The following is a 21630-nucleotide window of genomic DNA, read 5'->3' on the forward strand; positions in this document are numbered from 1 at the left end:
CTGTGGGGTATGGCCCTGATTGTAGGAATGCTCTCGGCCTGCGGCAGCGCGCCCATGCGGTACCCCTCCGACAGTGTGCCGGTTGCAGCGCCGGCCCCGGTGCCGGTCAAGCCTGCGGCCCCGGCGCCCGGTGCTGCAACCGGCCCCTCCAAGGGCCGCTGGACCACCGTGGCCTGGAGCGAGCTGCCGGGCTTCGAGGAAGACAACCTGTTCGAGGCCTGGAACGCCTGGATCAAAAGCTGCGAGCGTCCCGCCCCCCAGTTCGCCAGCTATTGCGGCGATGTGCGCCGCCTGAGCATTGCCACACCCGAGCAGCAGCGCGAGTGGATGCGCCAGTCTTTCCAGCCGCAGCGCCTGGAGAGCAGCCAGGGTGACCCCAACGGGCTGCTCACCGGCTACTTCGAGCCGCAGCTCGACGCCAGCCGCGTGCCCACTGCCACCTTCACCGTGCCCCTCTATATGCCGCCGCGCACGCTGGGCCAGCGCAAGCCCTGGTACAACCGCCGCGAGATCGACACCCTGCCCGAGGCACAAGCCGCTTTGCAGGGCCGCGCCATTGCCTACCTGGCCGACCCGGTGGATGCCCTGGTGCTGCAGATCCAGGGCTCCGGGCGCCTGCGCGTGGCCCAGCCGGATGGCACATCCCGGCTGGTGCGCGTGGCCTATGCCGGCACCAACGACCAACCCTACCGCAGCGTGGGCCGCTGGCTGCTGGACCAGGGCCTTATCAAGGATGCCTCCTGGCCCGGCATCAAGGCCTGGCTGGCACAAAACCCGCAGCGCCAGCAGGAACTGCTGTGGAGCAACCCGCGCGTGGTGTTCTTCAAGGAAGAGGCCATGAGCGAGCTTGACGCCGCCTTCGGCCCCAAGGGTGCGCAGGGCGTGGCGCTCACGCCGGGCCGCTCGATTGCGGTGGATTCTTCCGGCAGCATTCCCTACGGCACACCGGTCTGGCTGGCCTCCACCGGCACGCAGACCAAACTGCAGCGCCTGGTGCTGGCACAGGACACGGGCAGCGCCATCGTCGGCGCGGTGCGCGCTGACTACTTTGCCGGTTGGGGCGTGGAAGCGCAGGAGCTGGCGGGCAGATTGCGCCAGCCGCTGCAGATGTGGGTGATCTGGCCGAAATAGAGCAGATCACGGTACCATGCACCTTGCAAGGAATTACCCAAGATGAACTGGAGCACCCCATGAGCAGCAACTCGGCAATGCGCGAGATCGACGAGCGCACCAACCTGACCGGCAACAGCATGTTCGAGCTGCTCCTGTTCCGACTGGGCGAGGCCAACGGCACGGCCAAACGCGAGCTGTTTGGCATCAATGTGTTCAAGGTGCGCGAGATCATGGTCATGCCCGAGATCACCGCCATGGTCAACGCCCCCAACACCGTCATGGGTGTGGCCAATATCCGCGGCCAGATGATTCCCGTCATCAACCTGCCCTTGATCACCGGCTGCAATCCCACCAAGGGGCTGGGCATCCTGCTGGTCACCGAATTCGCCCGCACCACCCAGGCCTTTGCCGTGGAAGAGGTCAATGAGATCGTGCGTCTGGAGTGGAAGCAGGTGCTCTCGGCCGAAGGCACGGGTGGCGGCCTGGTGACCAGCATCGCGCGCCTGGACGGCAACTCCGAGACCACCCGCCTGGCGCAGGTGCTGGACGTGGAGCAGATCCTGCGCGATGTGTTCCCCGAGCAGCACAAGAGCGTGGCCGAAGGCGCCGTGCTGCCCACCGCCACCATCGCCCCGGGTTCGGTGGTGCTGGCCGCCGACGACTCGGCCGTGGCCCGCATGATGATCGAGCAGGGCCTCAAGGCCATGAACATCCCCTACATCATGACCAAGAGTGGCAAGGAGGCCTGGGACAAGCTGGCCTCGCTGCAGGCCGAGGCCGTGGCCCAGGGCAAGACCATGAAGGACAAGGTGGCCCTGGTGCTGACCGATCTGGAAATGCCCGAGATGGACGGCTTCACCCTCACCCGCAACATCAAGCAGGATGCGCGCTACACCGGCATCCCGGTGATCATCCATTCGTCGCTGACCGGCAGCACCAACGAGAGCCACGTCAAGAGCGTGGGTGCCGACGCCTATGTGGCCAAGTTTGTGGCCGAAGAACTGGGCGCAACCATTCGCCGGGTGCTGGAGCGCTGACCGCGCGCTGCCTTGCTGTTCGACGCCAGCTGCAAAAGCTTTCCGCAGACCGCAGCGCCCTTGCGGCCTGCGGACATACCGGCGCAAGGCTGGCAACTGCTGGCCGATGACCTGGCCTATCCGCTGGCGGTGCTGAAAAGAGCGGCACTGCAGCACAACCTGGCCTGGATGCAGGCCTATGCCAAGCGCCGCGGCGTGCACCTGGCGCCCCATGGCAAAACCACCATGTCCCCCGAGCTGTTCCGCATGCAGCTGTCCGCTGGCGCCTGGGGCATCAGCTTTGCCACCGTGTTCCAGCTCGGCGTGGGCGTGCAGGCCGGGGTGCGGCGCAGCATCATCGCCAATCAGGTGTTGTCCCCGGCCGACCTGGCTGGCCTCTGCGCGCTGCTGCACACGCATGCCGATCTGCAGGTCTGGTTTCTGGTGGACTCGCTGGAGCAGTTGCGCCTGATCGAAGCCTGGTCTGTAACCCAGCCCGCACACAAACCCTTTGATGTGCTGCTGGAAATTGGCGTGGCGGCCAAGCGCACCGGCGTCCGCTCGCAGGAGCAGGCGCTGGCCCTGGCACAAGCGATTGCGCAGTCTCCGGCAGTGCGACTGGGCGGCGTGGAGTGTTACGAAGGCAATGCCGCCATAGGCGAGCCCAGCCACGACGTAGTCGCTGTCACGGAGCTCGTGCGCCGCGTGCTGGAAGTCACCCGCCTGTGCGATGCCCAAGCCCTGTTTGCGAAGGAAGAAATTCTGCTCAGCGCCGGTGGGTCGGCGGTGTTTGATCTGGTGCTGCCGCTGCTGACCACGTCCGGCCTCTCCAAGCCGGTTGCCGGTGTGCTGCGCTCGGGCTGCTACATCACGCATGACCATGGCCACTACAAGCGCTACCTGCAGTTGGTGGAGCAGCGCGAGGGCCTGACCGAATCCCTCCAGCCTGCCTTGGAGGTCTGGACCCAGGTGCAGTCGGTGCCCGAGCCGGGGCTGGCGTTTTTAAGTTGCGGCCGGCGCGACATTTCTTTTGACATCGAGCTGCCCATGCCACAGCGTCTGGCCCGCTCCGGCGTGCGCCGCATGGAGGACACGGTTGCCGCACCACCAGACTGGCGTATCACCCAGCTCAATGACCAGCACGCCTACCTTCAGTTCGACCCTGCAGGGGTTGTGCCCGCCGTGGGCGACCGCGTTGTCTTGGGTCTGTCCCACCCGTGTACGACCTTTGACAAGTGGCGGTGGATGGTGGTGGCTGAAGACGATGGCCGGGTTGTTGGCGCCATTCACACCTGTTTTTAGACTTCCAGGCATTTGTTTTTTGGCTACGGCTTGCTGGCCTGCTTGGTGGGGGCAGAGGTTGCGGGTATCGGGGTGTCCTCATACTGCGGGTACGCACAAATCGGCCACCCCGATACCCGCAACCTCTGTGCGTTGCGTCATGGTTCGGATACGTGAATACCAAGTCCGGACCCCCATCACCGAGGTTCAAGGCGTTCAAGGCGTGCCGGTGTGTATTGGTAGTTGGTATTCCCTTAGGACAGCATCAGCGCGACTATGCGGAGAGGGCGGGTATGCCCGGGGCCGATTTGTGCGTACCCGCAGTATGAGGCCCCGGGCATACCCGCCCTCTCCGCGACACGCGCAGGAACAGAGACAGGTACCCTCTCCGCGACACACGCAGGCACAAAGCACACACAAGCCCCCACAGACACCAAGCCTGCACTACACTTCGCAACCACCGCCCCCGCCCTACCCGGACCGGGATGCACTGAGACTTGCCCACAAGGCAATGAACAACACAGGAGCCACTACCCATGAACGCCCCGCTGGACCCCCGCGTCCTCTCTGAACAGTCCAAGCTGCCAGATACCCTGCGCAACGCCCTGGACTCTGTCACCCTCGACGACAAATACACCCAGGACCACGGCCCCGCTTTCATGAGCGGCATACAAGCCCTGGTGCGCCTGCCCATGCTCCAGCGCGTGCGCGATCTGCAACTCGGAAAAAACACCGCTGGCTTTGTCAGCGGCTACCGCGGCTCGCCGCTGGGCACCTATGACCAGGCTCTGGTCAAGGCCGAGAAACACCTCCAGGCCCACCACGTTGTCTTCCAGCCCGGCGTCAACGAAGAGCTGGCCGCCACCGCACTGTGGGGCACCCAGCAACTCGGCTTTGCCCCGCCCGGCAGCAATAAGTATGACGGCGTGTTCGGCATCTGGTACGGCAAGGGCCCGGGCGTGGACCGCTGCTCGGATGTGTTCAAGCACGCCAACATGGCGGGCACCACCCCCTGGGGTGGCGTGATTGCCGTGGCCGGCGACGACCACATTTCCAAGAGCAGCACGGCGGCCCACCAGAGCGACCACATCTTCAAGGCCTGTGGCTTGCCGGTGTTCTTCCCGGCCAACGTGCAGGAGATCCTGGATCTGGGGCTGCACGCCTTTGCCATGAGCCGCTTCTCGGGTGTGTGGGCCGGCATGAAGACCATCCAGGAAATTGTCGAGTCCAGCGCCACGGTGCAGGTGGATGCCAACCGCGTGAACATCATCACGCCCACCGATTTTGTGATTCCAGAAGGCGGCCTGCATATCCGCTGGCCCGACCACGCGCTGGAGCAGGAGGCGCGTCTGTTTGACTACAAGTGGTACGCGGCCCTGGCCTATATCCGCGCCAACCGCCTCAACTACAACGCCATCGAGGGACCGAACGACCGCTTCGGCATCATCGCCAGCGGCAAGGCTTTCAATGACACGCGCCAGGCCCTCCTGGACCTGGGGCTGGATGACGCTACCTGCAGGCGCATCGGGCTTCGCCTGCACAAGGTCGGCGTGGTCTGGCCATTGGAAGCCCAGCTCACGCGCGAATTCGCCACCGGCCTGCAGGAGATTCTGGTGGTGGAGGAAAAGCGCCAGGTCATCGAATACCAGCTCAAGGAAGAGCTCTACAACTGGCGTGCCGATGTGCGCCCCACCGTGCTGGGCAAGTTCGACGCGGTGGAAACACCGGACCACTATGGCGCCGGTGGCGAATGGTCCATGCCCAACCCCACGGCCCACACGCTGCTGCGCGCCAACGCGGACCTGAGCCCGGCCATCATTGCGCGCGCCATTGCCAAGCGCATCAAGAAGCTGGGGCTGGATGCCGACACCACAGCGCGCATCGATGCACAACTGGCCATCCTGCAAGCGCAGGAGCAGGCCTTGCACACCATTGAGCTCACCAGCGGCAAGGCACCCGAGCGCCAGCCCTGGTTCTGCTCGGGCTGCCCGCACAACACCAGCACCCAGTTGCCCGAAGGCTCGCGCGCCATGGCCGGCATTGGCTGCCACTTCATGACCATCTGGATGGACCGCGCCACCGTAGGCTTCACGCAGATGGGTGGCGAGGGCGTGCCCTGGGTGGGGCAGCAGCCCTTCAGCACCGAACAACACATGTTTGCCAACCTGGGCGATGGCACGTATTTCCACAGCGGCATCCTGGCCATACGCCAGAGCATTGCCGCCGGGGTGAACATCACCTACAAGATTCTCTACAACGACGCCGTGGCCATGACCGGCGGCCAGGATGTGGGCGAGCGCCATGGCGCCGCGGGCTCTCCTTGGGCTGCGGGCCACTCGGTGGTGCAGATTGCGCAAAGCATGCGTTCTGAGGGCGCCGTCAAGATCGCAATAGTCACCGACGAGCCCGAGAAGTATGCGCAAGTCAGTGGCCTGCCCGAGGGCATTGCCATCCAGCACCGTGACACGCTGGATGCCGTGCAGCGCGCATTCCGCGAGATCAAGGGTACGACCGTCATCATCTACGACCAGACCTGCGCCACCGAGAAGCGCCGCCGCCGCAAACGCGGCACACTGGTGGACCCGGCCAAACGCGTCGTGATCAACGAGCGGGTGTGCGAGGGTTGTGGTGACTGCAGCGTGCAGAGCAACTGCATCAGCGTGGAGCCGCTGGAGACCGAACTGGGCCGCAAGCGACAGATCAACCAGAGCAGCTGCAACAAGGATTTTTCCTGCCTCAAGGGCTTTTGCCCGAGCTTTGTGACGGTGGAAGGTGGCAAGCTCAAGAAGCCCAAGGGTGCAGGCACGTCACCCACCGGGCAGACCGCGGCCTTGCCAGACCTGCCACCGGCACCCGTGCTGCCCGACCTGCACAGCGCACCCGGCGCGGTGTGGGGCATGGTGGTGGCCGGTGTGGGCGGCACCGGCGTTATCACCATTGGCCAATTGCTGGGTATGGCTGCGCACCTGGAGGGTCTGGGCATCGTGACGCAGGACGCCGGGGGTCTGGCGCAAAAGGGGGGTGCCACCTGGAGCCATGTGCAGATCGGCGCCACGCAGGATCACCTGCGCACCACGCGCGTGGGCATGGCCTCGGCCGACCTCATCATCGGCTGCGACCCTATCGTGGTGGCCGGCAAGGAAACGCTGGGCCGCATGCGCAGCGGGCGCACCCATGTGGCGCTGAACAGCCACACGGCACCCACGGCCGGGTTTGTGAAGAGCGCGGACTGGGTCAACCCCGGCGTGCAGTGCCTGCAGGACATTGCCCAGGCTGTGGGCCAGGACCAGCTGGCGGTGTTCGACGCCGATGCCCTGTCCATCCAACTGCTGGGCGACGCCATCTACACCAACCCCATGTTGCTGGGTTTTGCCTGGCAAAAGGGCTGGATACCGCTGCAGCGTGCGTCCCTCATGCGTGCCATCGAACTCAACGCCGTGGCGGTGGCCAACAACCGTGCCGCTTTTGAGTGGGGTTGCCGCGCTGCGGCCGACCCGCAGGCCGTGCAGCGCCTGCTGAATCCCGCGCAGGTGATTGCCTTCACCCCGCGCCCCAAGACCGGCCGTGACGCGCTGGATGCGCTGGTGCAGCACCGTGTGGCCATCCTCACGCAGTACCAGAACGCCGCCTATGCAGACAGCTACCGCGCCTTTGTGGAGCAGGTGCGCGCTGCCGAGTCTGCATTGGGTGCAGGCGACGCATTGCCCCTGAGCGAGGCCGTGGCACGCTACCTGTTCAAGCTCATGGCCTACAAGGACGAGTACGAAGTGGCCCGCCTGCACAGCGATGCTGGATTTGCGTCCCAGGTGCAGGCGCAGTTCGAGGGTGACTTCAAGCTGCACTACCACCTGGCGCCGCCGCTGTTTGCCAAGCGCAACGCCAGGGGCGAGTTGCAAAAGCAGGCGTTCGGACCGTGGATGGGCGTGGCCATGCGCGCTCTGGCCCGGTTGAAGTTCCTGCGCGGCACAGCGCTGGATGTATTCGGCCGCAGCGAGGAGCGCCGCACCGAGCGCGCCTTGATCGCCGCGTACCGCAAGGACCTGGAGGCCATGCTGTCCACACTCACCGTGGCCAACCGGGATGCCGCTGCCGCCTTTGCCCGTGTGCCCGAGCAGATACGCGGCTTTGGCCATGTAAAAGAACGGCACCTGGTGGCGGCGCAGCAGCAGTGGGAGGTGCTGCTTGAACGATTCAGGCAACAAAGCCGCTCAGATGATGCGCGCATGGCTTAGGGCATGGCCTCAGGTGGAGTAGGTGACATACCAGCCCCGTACAATGGCAGGCTGACCCTCACCCACTGATGCGGCCTCTTTCGGGCTGCGCGCGGGTGGGCCTTAGCCCTGTTTCCCCCCATTTGTGGAGTTTGCCTGTGTTCATTTCTTCTGCCTTTGCCCAAACCGCCCCCGCTGCTGCCGCTGGTGGCGACATGCAGTCTTCCCTGATGAGCATGCTGCCCCTGGTGCTGATGTTCGTGGTGCTGTACTTCGTCATGATCCGCCCCCAGATGAGGAAGCAAAAGGAAGCCAAGGCCATGATCGACGCGCTTGCCAAGGGTGACGAAGTGGTGACCGTGGGTGGCATGCTGGGCAAGATCAGCAAGATCAATGACAACAGCCTGAGTGTGGAAGTGGCCAATGGCGTGGAAGTGCAGATCCAGCGCAACGCGGTGGTGCAGGTGCTGCCCAAGGGCACGATCAAGTAATCCGTTCACTCACAGTCTGGCGCGATCATGAACCGTTATCCGGTGTGGAAGTACGCGATCCTGGTGATCGCGCTGTTGGTGGGTGGCCTGTTTGCGCTGCCCAATCTGTTTGGTGAATCTCCGGCGGTTCAGGTCTCGGTGGCCAAGCCCGGCATGCAACTCGATACCGCTGCCCTGGGTCGGGTGGAAGAGTCGCTCAAAGCGGTGGGACTGGCGCCCGACAGCCTGGTACTCGAAGGCAGCTCCATCAAGGCGCGCTTTGCCAACACCGACGCCCAGCTCAAGGCCAAGGACGCGATCCAGAAGGCACTGAACCCGGATGCGGAAAACCCCGCCTATGTGGTGGCCCTCAACCTGCTGACACGCTCGCCCGCCTGGCTGAGCGCCCTGCGCGCTTCGCCCATGTACCTGGGTCTGGACTTGCGCGGTGGCGTGCACTTCATGCTGCAGGTGGACATGCAGGCCGCACTCTCCAAGCGTGCCGAGTCGCTGGCCGGTGACATCCGCACCACGCTGCGCGAAAAGGATGTGCGCCACAGCGGCATCACCCGCAACGGACAGACCGTGGAAGTGAAGTTCCGGGATGCCGCCGCCATGGACGCAGCCAAGGCCATCATCCAGGACAGCTTCCAGGAACTCACCAGCACCACCGCGCCCGATGGCACGGAGTTCAAGCTGGTGGCCTCCATCAACCCGGTGGCCGGCCGCAAGATCCAGGAGCAGGCGCTCAAGCAGAACATCACCACCCTGCACAACCGGATCAACGAACTCGGCGTGGCCGAGCCGGTGATCCAGCAGCAGGGCCTGGACCGCATCGTGGTGCAACTGCCCGGTGTGCAGGACACGGCCAAGGCCAAGGACATTCTGGGGCGCACCGCCACGCTCGAAATCCGCATGGTCGAAGAAAGCGCCGAGGCGCGTGCAGCCGAGACCGGCTCCGGCCCAGTGCCCTTTGGCACCGAGCGTTTTCTGGAGCGCACCGGCCAGCCCGTCATCGTGAAGAAGCAGGTCATCCTGACCGGCGACAATCTCACCGATGCCCAGCCCGGCTTTGACAGCCAGACCCAGGAAGCCGCCGTGCACCTGACGCTGGACGCCAAGGGCTCGCGCATCTTCCGCGACGTCACGCGCGAAAGCATCGGCAAGCGCATGGCCATCCTGCTGTTCGAGAAGGGCAAGGGCGAAGTCGTCACCGCGCCGGTGATCCGCTCCGAGATCGGTGGCGGACGGGTGCAGATCTCCGGTCGCATGACCACCACCGAGGCGGCCGATACGGCGCTGCTGCTGCGCGCAGGCTCGCTTGCCGCGCCCATGGAAATCATCGAAGAGCGCACCATCGGCCCGTCGCTCGGTGCCGAGAACATTGCCAAGGGCTTCAACAGTGTGACCTGGGGTTTCCTGGCCGTTGCAGCTTTCATGTGCATGTACTACATGCTGTTTGGTGTGATCTCCAGCATCGCCCTGGCCTTCAATTTGTTGCTGCTGGTGGCCGTACTGTCCATGCTGCAGGCCACGCTCACGCTGCCGGGCATGGCGGCCATGGCGCTGGTGCTGGGTATGGCCATTGATGCCAACGTGCTGATCAACGAGCGTGTACGTGAAGAGCTGCGCAACGGCGCCTCGCCGCAGGCTGCCATCCACGCCGGTTACGACCGCGCCTGGGCCACCATCATCGACTCCAACGTCACCACCCTGATCGCCGGCCTGGCCTTGCTGGCCTTTGGTTCGGGCCCGGTGCGCGGCTTTGCCGTGGTGCACTGCCTGGGCATTCTGACCAGCATGTTCTCGGGTGTTTTCTTCTCGCGCGGCGTGGTAAATTTATGGTACGGACGGCAGAAGAAGCTCAAGGGCGTTTCCATTGGAACCGTCTGGCGGCCCGCAACGGGTGACGCGCTCACGGCCGGCCAACAGGGAAAATAAAAAATGGAATTTTTCAAAATCCGCCGCGACATTCCGTTCATGCGGAATGCGCTGGTGTTCAACGCGGTGTCTGCCCTGACCTTCCTGGCGGCCGTCTTCTTCCTGTTCTCGCGTGGCCTGCATCTCTCGGTGGAGTTCACCGGCGGCACGCTCATGGAGGTGAGCTACTCCCAGCCCGCTGACCTGAACGCCATCCGCTCGGCCGTGGACGCCCTGGGCATCAAGGACGTGCAGGTGCAGAACTTCGGCACGGCGCAGGACGTTCTGATCCGCATGCCGGTGCAAAAGGGCAGCAACAGCGCCCAACAGAGCGAGAAGGTACTCACCGCACTCAAGGCCGTGGACCCCAGTGCCACCCAGCGCCGCACCGAGTTTGTCGGCCCGCAGGTGGGCGATGAACTCGCGGCCGACGGCCTCAAGGCGCTGGCCTGCGTGGTGGCCGGCATCATGCTGTACTTGGCCATCCGCTTCGAGTGGAAGTTTGCCGTGGCGGCCATCATCGCCAACCTGCACGACGTGGTCATCATCCTGGGCTTCTTTGCTTTCTTCCAGTGGGAGTTTTCGCTGCCGGTGCTGGCTGCGGTGTTGGCGGTGCTGGGTTATTCGGTGAACGAATCAGTGGTCATTTTTGACCGGATCCGCGAGAACTTCCGCCGCTACCGCAAGATGAACACACAGGCGGTCATCGACAACGCCATCACCTCCACCATCAGCCGCACCATCATCACCCACGGCTGCACCCAGCTCATGGTGTTGTCCATGCTGTTGTTCGGTGGTGCCACGCTGCATTATTTTGCGTTGGCCCTCACGATTGGTATTTTGTTCGGTATTTACTCCTCGGTGTTTGTGGCCGCAGCCATCGCCATGTGGCTCGGCATCCAGCGCGAAGACCTGATCAAGACCGGCAGCAAAAAAGAAGAAGACCCCAACGACCCGAACGCAGGCGCCACCGTTTAACATCTGGTGGTCATGGTCACATCGTCAACCTTTTCACCGCGCGCGCAGCTAGGCAAAACTGTACGCGAGCGCTACCTCGCCGATGTCAGCAAAGCCATGGTCGAAATTGGAACGGTAGTGCAGTCGCACCTGACCGAACTGGTTATCGAGCCGGCCATGGCCCGCGAATCGCAACTCCGGCGCGACACCTGGACGGCCTACAAAAGTGCACAGAACGTATGGGTTGACCTGACCCTCAAAGTCTGGCGCGATTGCCTGGGCCCCCAGAGGGAAGCCAAGAGCAGCGCGTCGATGGAACTCGGCGGCATGGAACTGGTGGGCACCGAGGTGGTTGAGAACAAGATTCTGGCCTCCCGCATGGTGCTGGCCGTCAACGAAAAGGTGATCTCCGAACTCGATGATGTGCGGGTGCGCCTCAAGTACCTGGAAAAAATCGAAGACCTGGACAACCGTGACCTGATGCGCCCCGAAGTGCTGGTGCTCCTGCTGGTGGAGCAATGGCCCAAGTCCGGCATGTCGCCGGATGCATGGAGCATGGTGAGCCCGGTGGTCCAGCGTGTGCTCATTGAGCGCATGAAGCTGGCATACAAGGAAGCCAACGAGCTCCTGGTCCAGAACGGCATCCTGCCGGTGATTGAATTGAAGGATCGTGTCAGGGCGCCGCGCAGCATACCGGGCGGCTTTCGCCCCGCGCCGCGGCCTGAGTCCCCGCCCACCGGTTCCGGGCAACTGCCGACCGACCAGCAAGGCACGGAGTCTGGCAGTGCAGCCCAGCGGGCTGCGGGCGGATTTTTTGGCGGGCGACTGGGTTGGCGCAGCGGCGCACCGTCTGCCCCTGCTTCCATGCCGGGTGCCCAGTCAGCTCCGAACACGGGTTCCGGCAGCACCGGCTCCACCCCTTTCTGGAAGTCCTCCGGTGCAAGCGGTGGCAGCGAGCGGGGCCAGGCCTATTCAGCCGCCGAAGAGACCCGCATGCTCACCGCTGGCACGCCGCTGGCGCGCGCCAGAAGCCGGGCCCAGGGCGTGATCGGTCAGCTCAAACGCATTTTCTCCAGCAACGTGGGCTCCGATTTTGCCGGTACCCAGCACTACCAACCTTCACCGGCCCTGGCCCACGCCATATCGCCGCAGGTTGTGGCGGCACGCTACGCAGAAGGCGGCACCCTTTACGAAGACTTCAGCCCCGCCGGTGTGGTGCGCGTGGCAAACGACCTGCGCCAGAAGTCCACGGAACTCAAGCAAAAGGCCGAGACCAAGGGCGAGAAGGCCACGATTGAAATTGTGGCGCTGATGTTCCAGGCCATCCTGGCCGAGGAGCGCATTCCCCCGGGCATTCGGGTCTGGTTTGCACGCCTGCAAATGCCGGTCTTGCGCGTGGCACTGGAAGACGCGGACTTCTTCGGCACGGCCGACCATCCCGCACGCCTGCTGATCGACCGCATGGGTTCCTGCGTGATGGGTTTTGACGGCACCGATGTGCAGAGCGGCGCCATGGAGACCGAGGTCAAGCGCATCGTGCAGGTGATCGAGCAGTACCCCGAAACCGGCAAGAAGGTCTACCAGATCGTTTACGAAGAGTTCCAGAAGTTCCTCTCCAAATTCCTCACCGAAAAGGGCAGCACCCAAAAAGTGGTCAGCGTGGCCCAGCAGGTGGAGCAAAAGGAAACCCTGGCCATCCAATACACGATCGAGATGCGCAACATGTTGCAGGACATGCCGGTGCGTGACGAGATCCGCGATTTCCTTTTCAAGGTATGGGCTGAGGTGCTGGCCGTCTCTGCCTTGCGCAAAGGCTCCAAGCATGCGGATACGCAGTCGCTCAAGAAATGCGCCACCGATCTGGTCTGGGCCGCCAGCGCCAAGCCCAGCCGCGCCGATCGCGCCCGCGTTATCCAGGACCTGCCCAATCTGCTGCTGCGCCTGCGCTCGGGCATGACGCTGCTGGCTATGGCGCCCAGCGAGCAGGAAGGCCACGTCAAGGCCATCAGTGACACGTTGGCCGACGCCTTCATGTCCAAGACCCAGGCCATTCCCCAGGAAAAGATTGATGCCATGGCGCAGCGCCTGAGCAATCTGGAAGACTTTGTCAGCGACGACATCATGGGCGACTTGCCGCTGGATGCCGAGAGCCTGGAGATGATGCTGGGCATTGACGCCTCGGCCATCGAGGTGGTGTCAGGTGGGGGCTCCAAACCCACGGCCGCCATGCTGGCCTGGGCTGCCGAATTGCAGCTGGGCGCGTGGTTTTCTCTGGACCACAACAGCCAGATTACCCAGGTGCAATTTGCCTGGCGCAGCGAACGCAAGCACCTGAACCTGTTTGCCTCTACCAACGGCCGCACCTTCCTGATTCAGGGTGGCCGACTGGCCGCCTATTTGCAGGCCGGCCTGTTGTTGCCACAGGAAGAAGAAGCCCTGACCGTGCGCGCCACCCGCGACGCATTGGCCAAGATCGAGGCCAACCCGGAACGCTTGCTGGTTTAGTGGCTTGGCGGGTCAGTGGGCAACGCGGTCGGCCGGGTCGCCGCAGAGTTCATCGAGAACCAGTGTGTCGGGCTCCTGGCCAAAGCGCCAGTAGACCATCAGCACGATGATCTTCAGTTCTTCCAGCGAGACCGGGCCGCCCGGTGCTGCCATGGCGCGTTCGATCACCACCTCGCGCAGCTGCGCGGGCATCTGGGCAGCATGCTCCAGAAAACTCAAAAACCCCAATGCCTGCGTGCCCAGATGGCTTTGCTCATGGCGGGGGTAGATGCGCATGCTGTTGGCCTGAGGCTGTATCAGCCAGGGCTGCAAGGGCGAGGGGTGGGCCGCGCCCTCCAGTCCCTTGAGCCAGGTCAGCGCCTCGCCAATTTCGTCAGACTCAAAGCCCACCGCGGTGAGTTTGCGCTCCAGATGCGCAGCCTCAGGGCAGGATTCACCGGGGTCGTAGTTTTCGTATACAAACGTGAGCACTTCAAACATGGGCTCACTATAGCGCGGAATAAATGCCCATCTGCGGGTGGGCGGACTTCACCCCTTATTCTGGCTTTCAAGGCTGCAAGCGCGTACGGTTCAGCCCTGTGACAGGCGCTGGTACAGGCCACCCGGCAGACGCGCCACCTGGCCTTGCAGCTGCAAGGCCATGAGTTGCGCCAGCAGGTGGGCGGTGGGCAGTCCGGTGCGGGCCTGCAAGGCATCCAGCCCGGTGGGGTTGTAGCCCAGGGCTTCTATCAACGCGCTCTCGGGCGGGCTCTCTGCCTCGCCATCCGGATCCACATCCGGCTGCAAAGCCAACGGCACTTGTGTGCCACTTGGGGCCTTGGTGGCGCCTGCCCATTGCAGTTCTTCCAGTACGTCCTGGGCACGCTCCACCAGCTTGGCGCCTTGCTTGATCAGCGCATGGCAGCCGCGCGATTGGGGCGCATGGATGGAGCCCGGAATGGCAAACACCTCACGCCCCTGCTCGATGGCCATGCCGGCTGTGATGAGGGAGCCCGATTGCAGGGCTGCCTCCACCACCAGCGTGCCACGGGACAGGCCGGAAATGATGCGGTTGCGCCGGGGAAAGTTGGCCGACACGGGCGCAGTGCCCAGTGCGAATTCGCTCAGCAGCACACCACGCTGTGCGATTCTCTGCGCCAGCTCACGGTGCTGCCGGGGATAAACCCGGTCCAGCCCGGTTCCCACCACGGCGATGGTGGCCAGACCCTCTGCAGGGGCTCCGGCAAGCGCACCCTCGTGCGCGGCACCATCCACACCCAGCGCCAGGCCCGACACGATGGTGAGGCCTGCTTCGGCCAGGGTCTGTGAAAAATTGCGCGCGTTGACTGTGCCCTGGGGGCTGGGGTTGCGGCTGCCCACTACGGCCAGGCAGGCGTGGGCGCTGTCATTGAGCAGATTGCACTCCCACACCTGGGATCGGCCCATGGCGTAGAGCAGGAGGGGCGGGTCTTCTGTCTGCAACAGGCTTTGCGGATACAGCGGGTCGCCCAGGGTGAGAATGCGCCGCATCTGGGACTCGGCATCGAGCCAGTCCCGGGTGGTATCCAACAAGACCGTCAATTCCGGTGGCGCGTCCAACAGGGCAAGAGCGAGGGCAGGGCCGACAACCCGCGTCAGCTCTGCCAGGGGTTGCTCAAAGACCGACTCCGGCAAGCCAAACGCCGCCAGCAACTTGCGGCCGTGCGAATTGCCAATACCGGGCGTCAGCAGCAGCCGCAGCCATGCGGCGAGTTCTTGGTGTTCCATGGGGCCGCATTGTGCCCCAATTCGCACAAAATCAGCGCGGTGCAGCCAAGCGGTCGCCTACGCGCACACCATCGGTGATGTCCAGAATCAGCGCGTAGGACAGATGGTCAAAGGTGCGGAACACCATCAACAGACCATTGCGTTCATTCGGCAGTTTGAGCAGGGGCAGGTTGGCATCCTGCTTGTCAATCACGCGGCCACCATTTTTGAGGATGGCCAGCACGGTGCCCGCATCCACGCCATCAAGCTTGCCTTTGCTGATCACCACCACCTGGTTTTGCGCGGCGTTTTCCACGGCGCTGCCGTAGACCGACACAATGCTTCCGCTCACCTCACCCTGGGGCGCGTGGGGCGTGTAGGTGCGCACCTCACGCGCGGGCTCTGGCAGCAGGCGGTCACCCACGCGAATTTCTTCCTTGGCCTGTGTGATGTCGATGCGGGCTGGAACAATGGCGGTGGTCAGCTTGCCGTCTGAATCGGTCACCTCGGTCGTGGTCTCGCTGCTCAGCAGCTTGGCCTTGCCGGCATATACCGCTTCATAGCCCAGGATGGCGCCGCTGTCGGGGTCCTTCAGGGGAGTGGCTGTACGGAATACGCGAAACAGCCGCTCCTTGGACGCGTCGTCCAGCAGCGGATCGCCATTCGGGCCACGGGCATAGGCGCGGTCGCCACGGGTCAGCAGCACCCGGCCTTCCTGGGCCGAAACAATGCGCGGTGCTGCCTCAAATTCTGCGGCCCCAACAATGATGGGCTCGGCCAGAAAGGGCTCAATCACACTGGGCTTGAGGGTGGGCAGGGCGTTGTCGTTGAGCTGCTCGATGCGGTTGCGCGGTGAAACGCGTACCGTGTTCAGGTCGGAGCCATCCGCGCCGCTGCTGCTGCCGGTGCCGTCGTCCATGCGCAGCGTGGCCATGCCGTTGCTGCGCACCAGGCGCAGCATCTGTCCGGGATAAATACGGTGCGGGTTCTTGATCTGCTCCATATTCATGCCCCACAACTCGGGCCAGCGCCAAGGGGTTTTGAGGAACAGCTTGGAGATGTCCCACAGCGTGTCCCCCGCTTTGATGGTGTAGCGCTCCGGTGCATCGGCCGCCAGCTCACTCAGGGGAACACCCTTTTGCGCCACACTGTTGGCCGTGGTCTTTTGGGCGTCGGTGACGGGGAGGCTTTGCGCCCACGTGGGCGTCAGAAGCGTTGCGCTGGCGATTACAGCCAGGGCGGCCAGTGCCACTTTGGATTTCGCCATCAGATAGATCGTCATATGGTGCAGCCGTCCCGGAGAGTGACTTGATAGTTTACGCACGATTTTGCGCTCAAGCCCTTGATCCGGCAACGTTTTTGGGTGCGCCCTTCGAACGGGGCCTGTAAAAGTAGCGAAAATAGCGACATCTACCAGACAAAACCATGGCCCTACTCCCGATTCTTTGTTACCCCGATCCCAAGTTGCACAAGGTGGCCAAGCCCATCGCCGCCGTGGATGCCCGCGTCCAGGCCCTGGTGGCCGACATGTTGCTCACCATGTACGAGGCCAAAGGCATTGGCCTGGCCGCCACACAGGTGGATGTGCATGAGCGCCTCATCGTCATCGACATCTCCGAGGAGCGCAACGAGCCTCTGGTGCTGATCAACCCCGAGCTGACCTGGAAGAGCGAGGCCACCCACCTCAACGAAGAGGGCTGCCTGTCGGTGCCCGGCATTTACGACGGCGTGCTGCGGCATGACGCGGTGCATGTCAGCGCGCTGGACGACAAAGGTCAGCGCCAGCGCATCGAGGCCGAGGGCCTGCTGGCCGTGTGCATACAGCACGAGATGGACCACCTGCTGGGCAAAGTGTTTGTGGAATACCTGTCGCCGCTCAAGCGCAACCGCATCAAGACCAAGATGCAGAAATTGCAGCGCGAGGAGTCGCGTTGAGCCTGCTGGCGGCACAACCGCTCAGGGTCATCTTTGCCGGCACGCCCGAATTCGCCCGCCTGGCACTCGAACGCCTGCATGCGGCGGGCGCAGAAATTGTGCTGGTGCTCAGCCAGCCCGACCGCCCGGCCGGTCGCGGCATGAAGTTGCAGGCCTCCGCCGTCAAGCAGTTTGCTCTGGAACACAATCTGCCGGTGGCGCAGCCCCAGGGCTTGCGGCTGGATGGCAAGTACGCCGAAGACGCTGCGGCCGCGCGGCAAGCCCTTCTGGCAGCCGATGCCGACGTCATGGTGGTGGCCGCCTATGGCCTGATCCTGCCGCAGTGGGTGCTGGACCTGATGCAGATCCCCCGTGCCGATGGCCGGCCGCGCCTGGGTTGCCTCAACATCCACGGCTCGCTGCTGCCACGCTGGCGCGGTGCAGCACCTATCCACCGCGCCATCGAGGCCGGTGACAGCCACACCGGCGTGACCATCATGCAGATGGATGTGGGTCTGGACACCGGCGACATGCTGCTGCAGCAGAGCCTGCCGATTGCGCCGGATGACAGCACCGCCACCCTGCACGACAAGGTGGCCGAGCTGGGTGCCGACATGGTGGTACAAGCCCTGGAGTTGGCGCTGGGCGCCGGCCTGCAGCCCGTGCCGCAGCCAGTCGAAGGTGTCACCTACGCCCACAAGATCGAAAAACAGGAGGCCGCCATCGACTGGCGCCTGGATGCGCAGACGATTGGCCGCCGGGTGCGCGCCTTCAACCCCTTTCCCGGCGCCAGCGCCGTGCTGGGCACGGAGACCATCAAGGTCTGGAAAGCCACACCTGGCCCACAGCAGGGCGCAGCACTTCCGGGAACGGTTATGGCCGTAGGGCCCGAGGGAATTGCCGTGGCGGCAGGCGGGTCCACGCTGCTGCTGCAGGAGTTGCAGCGCCCGGGCGGCAAGCGTCTGGCGGCGGCTGATTTCCTGCGCGGCTTTGACCTGAAACCCGGCATGCAGTTCGAGTTGCCAGCGTTGCCCGACAGCAGCTCGGCGGCCTGATGGCCTCTCTGCGCGCACTCGTGCGCCACCCGGAATTCCGCCATGGCTTTGCCGAAATGGCAGCCATTGCCCCTGGCATCGCCGCTTGGGGCCTGATGACCGGGGTGGCCATGGTCAAGTCCGGCATGGGCACGGTGGAGGCGCTGTTCATGGCCCTCACCGTATTTGCCGGCAGCGCTCAGTTGGCCGCTATTCCGCTCATGCTGGGCGGAGCACCCGTGTGGGTGATTCTGGCCACTGCCTTTTGTGTGAACCTGCGCTTTGTAGTGTTCAGCGCCCATATGCGGCCCTTTGTGATGCACCTGCCCATGCGCCTGCGCTGGCTGGCCGGGTACCTGACAGGTGACCTGACCTATGTGCTGTTCATCAAACACCATCCCACACCCGCACCCGACGAAGCCGGCCGCCTGGCACAGGTGGCCTACCTGGCGGGCAACGGCTCCATCAACTGGTTTGCCTGGACCAGCAGCAGCCTGCTCGGCGTGGTGCTGGCCAACTGGATTCCCACGGCCTGGGGCCTGGGCTTTGCCGGCATTCTGGCGCTGGTGGGCATGACCTGCTCACTGGTCACCAGCCGCCTGCGCTGGGTGGCCGCAGGCGTGGCAGCCTGCGCCGGTGTGGCAGCCTTTGCACTGCCCATGAAGCTCAACATCCTGGTGGCCATTGCAGCCGCCGTGAGCCTGTGCCTGATGCTCGAAGGCACGCCCTGTGCCCGGGCCAAAGCACAAGAGCATTGAACATGGCGCCCCTCTTTAGCGGTGACATCAACCTGGGCCACATGCTGACCATCGCCGCCCTGGCCTGCATGACGGTGCTGGCGCGCTGTTTCTTCTTTATCTCCAGCAAGCCCTGGGTGCTGCCCGGCTGGGCGCAGCGCGGCCTGCAGTACGCGCCCATTGCCGCCCTGTGCGCGGTGATTGCCCCGGAAATCGTCATGAGCCAGGGGCAGCTGATCCACACCCTGCAAGATGCACGCCTCTATGGCCTGGCCGCAGGTGTGCTCTATTACTTCACGCGCCGGGGCGGCGGGCACTCGGTGCTGGGAACCATCGTGGCGGGCATGGCGCTGTACCTGCCGCTGCATATCGGGCTGGGCTGGTAGGCGCTTCTACAATCGGTGCAACTGATTTGTACTAACCCCAAGGTGATTCCATGAACGTCATTCGCTTTTCTGATCTGTGCGCCCAAGGAGCCGTTGCCGGCAAACGCGTTTTCATCCGTGCCGACCTGAACGTGCCGCAGGATGATGCCGGCCACATCACCGAAGACACGCGCATTCGCGCCAGCGTGCCCTGCATCCAGATGGCGCTCAAGGCAGGCGCTGCCGTCATGGTCACCTCGCACCTGGGCCGCCCCACGGAGGGCGCCTTCAAGCCCGAAGACTCGCTGGCCCCGGTGGCCAAGCGCCTGGGTGAATTGCTGGGCTTTGAAGTGCCCCTGCTGGCCAACTGGGTGGAGGGCGTGACCGTGGCTCCCGGCCATTTGGTGATGCTGGAAAACTGCCGCGTCAACAAGGGCGAGAAGAAGAACGACGAAGCCCTGGCACGCAAGATGGCCGCCCTGTGCGACATCTTTGTGCACGATGCCTTTGGCACCGCCCACCGCGCCGAGGCCAGCACCTACGGCATCGCCCAGTACGCACCGGTTGCCTGCGCCGGCCCCCTGCTGGCCGCCGAGATGGATGCCATCAGCAAGGCCTTGCTGGCGCCGAAGCGTCCGCTGGTGGCCATCGTGGCGGGCTCCAAGGTGTCCACCAAGCTCACCATTCTGAAAAGCCTGTCCGCCAATGTGGACCAGCTGATTGTGGGCGGCGGTATTGCCAACACCTTCATGCTGGCCGCCGGTTTGAAGATCGGCAAAAGCCTGGCCGAGCCCGACCTGCTGGACCAGGCCCGCGAAGTGATTGAAGCCATGCGTGCGCGCGGCGCCGCAGTGCCCATCCCCACCGACGTGGTGACCGCCAAGACCTTCGCCGCCGATGCACCCGCCGTGACCAAGTTGGCCACCGAGGTGGAAGACGACGACCTGATTCTTGACATAGGTCCAGAAACTGCCAAGGCCCTGGCCGCACAGCTCAAACTGGCCGGCACCATTGTGTGGAACGGCCCGGTGGGCGTGTTCGAGTTTGCCGCCTTCGAGAACGGCACGCGCACCATTGCGCACGCCATTGCCGAGTCCAGCGCCTTCTCCATAGCGGGTGGCGGTGACACCCTGGCGGCAATTGCCAAATACGGCATCGAAAAACAGATTGGCTACATCTCTACCGGAGGCGGTGCCTTCCTGGAAGTACTCGAAGGCAAGACCCTGCCTGCGTTTGAAATTTTGACCCGTCGCGCGGCGCCATAAAGTTTCATCAAATTCGCAAGCCTTTCTTCAAAGGCGGCTGGTTTTGGCGCTACCATGGGCCAAAATACTCCGCCCATTGGCATGCACACTCATACTGACAACGCTGTACCCGCCGCCACATCAGCGCAAGCCTTGGTCGCGCTGTGTTCCGGACTGATTCCTGTCTGGGTGCGCCATCTGGCAACCTCGCGCAGCCAGTCCGAGACAGCGGTCTCCGAGATGATGCAGGCCTTCTCCAGCATCACCCCGCATGTGCAACTGGCCGAGCGCCAGTCCCAGCAAATTGCAGATGCCCTGAACCAGGGCGACCCCTCCATTGCCGGGCTGGCACAAGCCTGCGAAAAGGCCATTGCCCCCTTGTTGCAAAACCCCGCCTTGCCAGCCGGTGGCGCAGACGCCATCGCGGCCGTGCTCACCCTGGTGCGCAACGCCGCTGGCACCATCGAGCAACTCAGCCAGCCCTTGTCCCAAGAGACCCAGTTGGTGGCCGAGCAGGTGGAGCGCATGTACATAGGCTTTCAGTACCAGGACCGCATCAGCCAGCAGATCGCTTTGCTGGAGTCGGACATGGCCCGGCTGCAGGACGTGGCGGATGGACGCGTGACCGATACGCCTGAACTGCAGGCCTGGCTGAGCCGGCTGGAGTCCCAGTACGCCATGGCCGACCAGCGGCAAAGCCATGCAGGCGCGCAGGAGCCGGGCGGTGGGGCAGGTGCGGATCAAGAAACGACATTTTTCTAAGAGGTTGAAATGGCAAAGACGATTTTGGTAATTGATGACTCCGCAAGCCTGCGCCAGGTAGTCAAGATGGCGCTGACCGGTGCCGGGTACGCCGTGCTGGAAGCGGGTGACGGCCAGGCCGCACTGGCCCTGCTGGACGGACGCCAGATCAACATGGTGGTGTGTGATGTGAACATGCCGGTGATGAATGGCATTGAATTCGTCAAGGCGGCCAAGGCGCTGCCGGCCTACAAGTTCCTGCCCATTCTGATGCTCACCACCGAAAGCCAGGAAGAGAAAAAGGAACAGGGCAAGGCCGCTGGTGCCAAGGCCTGGATGGTCAAGCCCTTTGCGCCTACCCAGTTGGTGAATGCCGTGTCCAAGCTTTGCACCTGAG

18 protein-coding genes are annotated in these 21630 nt (G+C 63.9%); 15 read left to right on the forward strand and 3 right to left on the reverse strand.

Features of this window, described 5'->3' with window-relative positions; translation table 11 throughout:
* Window positions 1-9: 9 nt before the first annotated feature.
* The 8 genes from mltA to DIC66_RS13135 all read left to right on the forward strand — a co-directional run bounded on the left by mltA (window position 10) and on the right by DIC66_RS13135 (window position 13473).
* Window positions 10-1131 (forward strand): murein transglycosylase A, encoded by a 1122-nt coding sequence (gene mltA / locus DIC66_RS13100; protein WP_233505906.1) that lies wholly within the window; start codon window positions 10-12, stop codon window positions 1129-1131.
* 59 nt (window positions 1132-1190) lie between these two features.
* Window positions 1191-2150, forward strand: a complete 960-nt coding sequence (locus DIC66_RS13105; RefSeq protein ID WP_117177881.1) for a chemotaxis protein — start codon at window positions 1191-1193, stop codon at window positions 2148-2150.
* 12 nt (window positions 2151-2162) lie between these two features.
* Window positions 2163-3431 carry an amino acid deaminase gene (locus tag DIC66_RS13110; protein ID WP_117177883.1) on the forward strand — a complete coding sequence of 423 codons (1269 nt, stop codon included), beginning with the start codon at window positions 2163-2165 and terminating at the stop codon, window positions 3429-3431.
* A gap of 515 nt (window positions 3432-3946) precedes the next feature.
* Complete coding sequence (locus tag DIC66_RS13115; protein WP_117177885.1) at window positions 3947-7642, forward strand: indolepyruvate ferredoxin oxidoreductase family protein; 3696 nt, start codon at window positions 3947-3949, stop codon at window positions 7640-7642.
* A gap of 137 nt (window positions 7643-7779) precedes the next feature.
* A complete protein-coding gene (gene yajC / locus DIC66_RS13120) occupies window positions 7780-8112 on the forward strand; it encodes a preprotein translocase subunit YajC (RefSeq protein ID WP_117177887.1) in 333 nt (110 codons plus the stop codon).
* A gap of 27 nt (window positions 8113-8139) precedes the next feature.
* Window positions 8140-10032 carry a protein translocase subunit SecD gene (secD, locus tag DIC66_RS13125; protein WP_117177889.1) on the forward strand — a complete coding sequence of 631 codons (1893 nt, stop codon included), beginning with the start codon at window positions 8140-8142 and terminating at the stop codon, window positions 10030-10032.
* A gap of 3 nt (window positions 10033-10035) precedes the next feature.
* Complete coding sequence (gene secF / locus DIC66_RS13130) at window positions 10036-10989, forward strand: protein translocase subunit SecF (RefSeq protein ID WP_117177891.1); 954 nt, start codon at window positions 10036-10038, stop codon at window positions 10987-10989.
* Between the two features lie 12 nt (window positions 10990-11001).
* The gene (locus DIC66_RS13135) at window positions 11002-13473 is read left to right on the forward strand and encodes a DUF1631 family protein (RefSeq protein WP_117177893.1); all 2472 of its coding nucleotides are present in this window, start codon (window positions 11002-11004) and stop codon (window positions 13471-13473) included.
* A gap of 12 nt (window positions 13474-13485) precedes the next feature.
* Here DIC66_RS13135 and DIC66_RS13140 read toward each other — a convergent pair whose 3' ends face one another.
* From DIC66_RS13140 to DIC66_RS13150, 3 genes are all read right to left on the reverse strand, one after another.
* Window positions 13486-13953 carry a Smg family protein gene (locus DIC66_RS13140; RefSeq protein WP_117177895.1) on the reverse strand — a complete coding sequence of 156 codons (468 nt, stop codon included), beginning with the start codon at window positions 13951-13953 and terminating at the stop codon, window positions 13486-13488.
* Window positions 13954-14043: 90 nt separating this feature from the next.
* Window positions 14044-15219 (reverse strand): DNA-processing protein DprA, encoded by a 1176-nt coding sequence (gene dprA, locus DIC66_RS13145; RefSeq protein WP_117177897.1) that lies wholly within the window; start codon window positions 15217-15219, stop codon window positions 14044-14046.
* A 31-nt stretch (window positions 15220-15250) separates the two neighbouring features.
* Complete coding sequence (locus DIC66_RS13150; RefSeq protein WP_117177899.1) at window positions 15251-16480, reverse strand: LysM peptidoglycan-binding domain-containing protein; 1230 nt, start codon at window positions 16478-16480, stop codon at window positions 15251-15253.
* Between the two features lie 143 nt (window positions 16481-16623).
* Between DIC66_RS13150 and def the strand changes: the two genes are divergently transcribed.
* From def to DIC66_RS13185, 7 genes are all read left to right on the forward strand, one after another.
* Window positions 16624-17133 carry a peptide deformylase gene (def, locus tag DIC66_RS13155; protein ID WP_117177901.1) on the forward strand — a complete coding sequence of 170 codons (510 nt, stop codon included), beginning with the start codon at window positions 16624-16626 and terminating at the stop codon, window positions 17131-17133.
* Complete coding sequence (gene fmt, locus DIC66_RS13160) at window positions 17130-18167, forward strand: methionyl-tRNA formyltransferase (RefSeq protein WP_233505908.1); 1038 nt, start codon at window positions 17130-17132, stop codon at window positions 18165-18167. The genes def and fmt overlap by 4 nt, the downstream gene beginning before the upstream one ends.
* Entirely contained in the window at window positions 18167-18904 is a 738-nt protein-coding gene (locus DIC66_RS13165) for an AzlC family ABC transporter permease (RefSeq protein ID WP_117177903.1), read from the forward strand. Before fmt ends, DIC66_RS13165 begins: the two co-directional genes overlap by 1 nt.
* A gap of 2 nt (window positions 18905-18906) precedes the next feature.
* A complete protein-coding gene (locus DIC66_RS13170; protein WP_233505909.1) occupies window positions 18907-19269 on the forward strand; it encodes an AzlD domain-containing protein in 363 nt (120 codons plus the stop codon).
* 50 nt (window positions 19270-19319) lie between these two features.
* Window positions 19320-20513, forward strand: coding sequence for a phosphoglycerate kinase (locus tag DIC66_RS13175; protein ID WP_117177905.1), 1194 nt, complete (start codon window positions 19320-19322; stop codon window positions 20511-20513).
* 81 nt (window positions 20514-20594) lie between these two features.
* Window positions 20595-21254, forward strand: coding sequence for a hypothetical protein (locus DIC66_RS13180; protein ID WP_147321308.1), 660 nt, complete (start codon window positions 20595-20597; stop codon window positions 21252-21254).
* A 9-nt stretch (window positions 21255-21263) separates the two neighbouring features.
* Window positions 21264-21629: a response regulator gene (locus tag DIC66_RS13185; protein WP_117177909.1), complete on the forward strand. Its 366-nt coding sequence runs from the start codon at window positions 21264-21266 to the stop codon at window positions 21627-21629.
* The last annotated feature ends 1 nt before the right edge of the window (window position 21630 follow it).

It is taken from the genome of Rhodoferax lacus, assembly GCF_003415675.1.
Classification (GTDB): domain Bacteria; phylum Pseudomonadota; class Gammaproteobacteria; order Burkholderiales; family Burkholderiaceae_C; genus Allorhodoferax; species Allorhodoferax lacus.

Coding starts and splice junctions, on each gene's coding strand:
- mltA (WP_233505906.1), top strand. CDS start 10: ATGGCCCTGATTGTAGGAATGCTCTCGGCCTGCGGCAGCGCGCCCATG.
- DIC66_RS13105 (WP_117177881.1), top strand. CDS start 1,191: ATGAGCAGCAACTCGGCAATGCGCGAGATCGACGAGCGCACCAACCTG.
- DIC66_RS13115 (WP_117177885.1), top strand. CDS start 3,947: ATGAACGCCCCGCTGGACCCCCGCGTCCTCTCTGAACAGTCCAAGCTG.
- secD (WP_117177889.1), top strand. CDS start 8,140: ATGAACCGTTATCCGGTGTGGAAGTACGCGATCCTGGTGATCGCGCTG.
- secF (WP_117177891.1), top strand. CDS start 10,036: ATGGAATTTTTCAAAATCCGCCGCGACATTCCGTTCATGCGGAATGCG.
- DIC66_RS13135 (WP_117177893.1), top strand. CDS start 11,002: ATGGTCACATCGTCAACCTTTTCACCGCGCGCGCAGCTAGGCAAAACT.
- DIC66_RS13140 (WP_117177895.1), bottom strand. CDS start 13,953: ATGTTTGAAGTGCTCACGTTTGTATACGAAAACTACGACCCCGGTGAA.
- dprA (WP_117177897.1), bottom strand. CDS start 15,219: ATGGAACACCAAGAACTCGCCGCATGGCTGCGGCTGCTGCTGACGCCC.
- DIC66_RS13150 (WP_117177899.1), bottom strand. CDS start 16,480: ATGACGATCTATCTGATGGCGAAATCCAAAGTGGCACTGGCCGCCCTG.
- def (WP_117177901.1), top strand. CDS start 16,624: ATGGCCCTACTCCCGATTCTTTGTTACCCCGATCCCAAGTTGCACAAG.
- DIC66_RS13165 (WP_117177903.1), top strand. CDS start 18,167: ATGGCCTCTCTGCGCGCACTCGTGCGCCACCCGGAATTCCGCCATGGC.
- DIC66_RS13170 (WP_233505909.1), top strand. CDS start 18,907: ATGGCGCCCCTCTTTAGCGGTGACATCAACCTGGGCCACATGCTGACC.
- DIC66_RS13175 (WP_117177905.1), top strand. CDS start 19,320: ATGAACGTCATTCGCTTTTCTGATCTGTGCGCCCAAGGAGCCGTTGCC.
- DIC66_RS13180 (WP_147321308.1), top strand. CDS start 20,595: ATGCACACTCATACTGACAACGCTGTACCCGCCGCCACATCAGCGCAA.
- DIC66_RS13185 (WP_117177909.1), top strand. CDS start 21,264: ATGGCAAAGACGATTTTGGTAATTGATGACTCCGCAAGCCTGCGCCAG.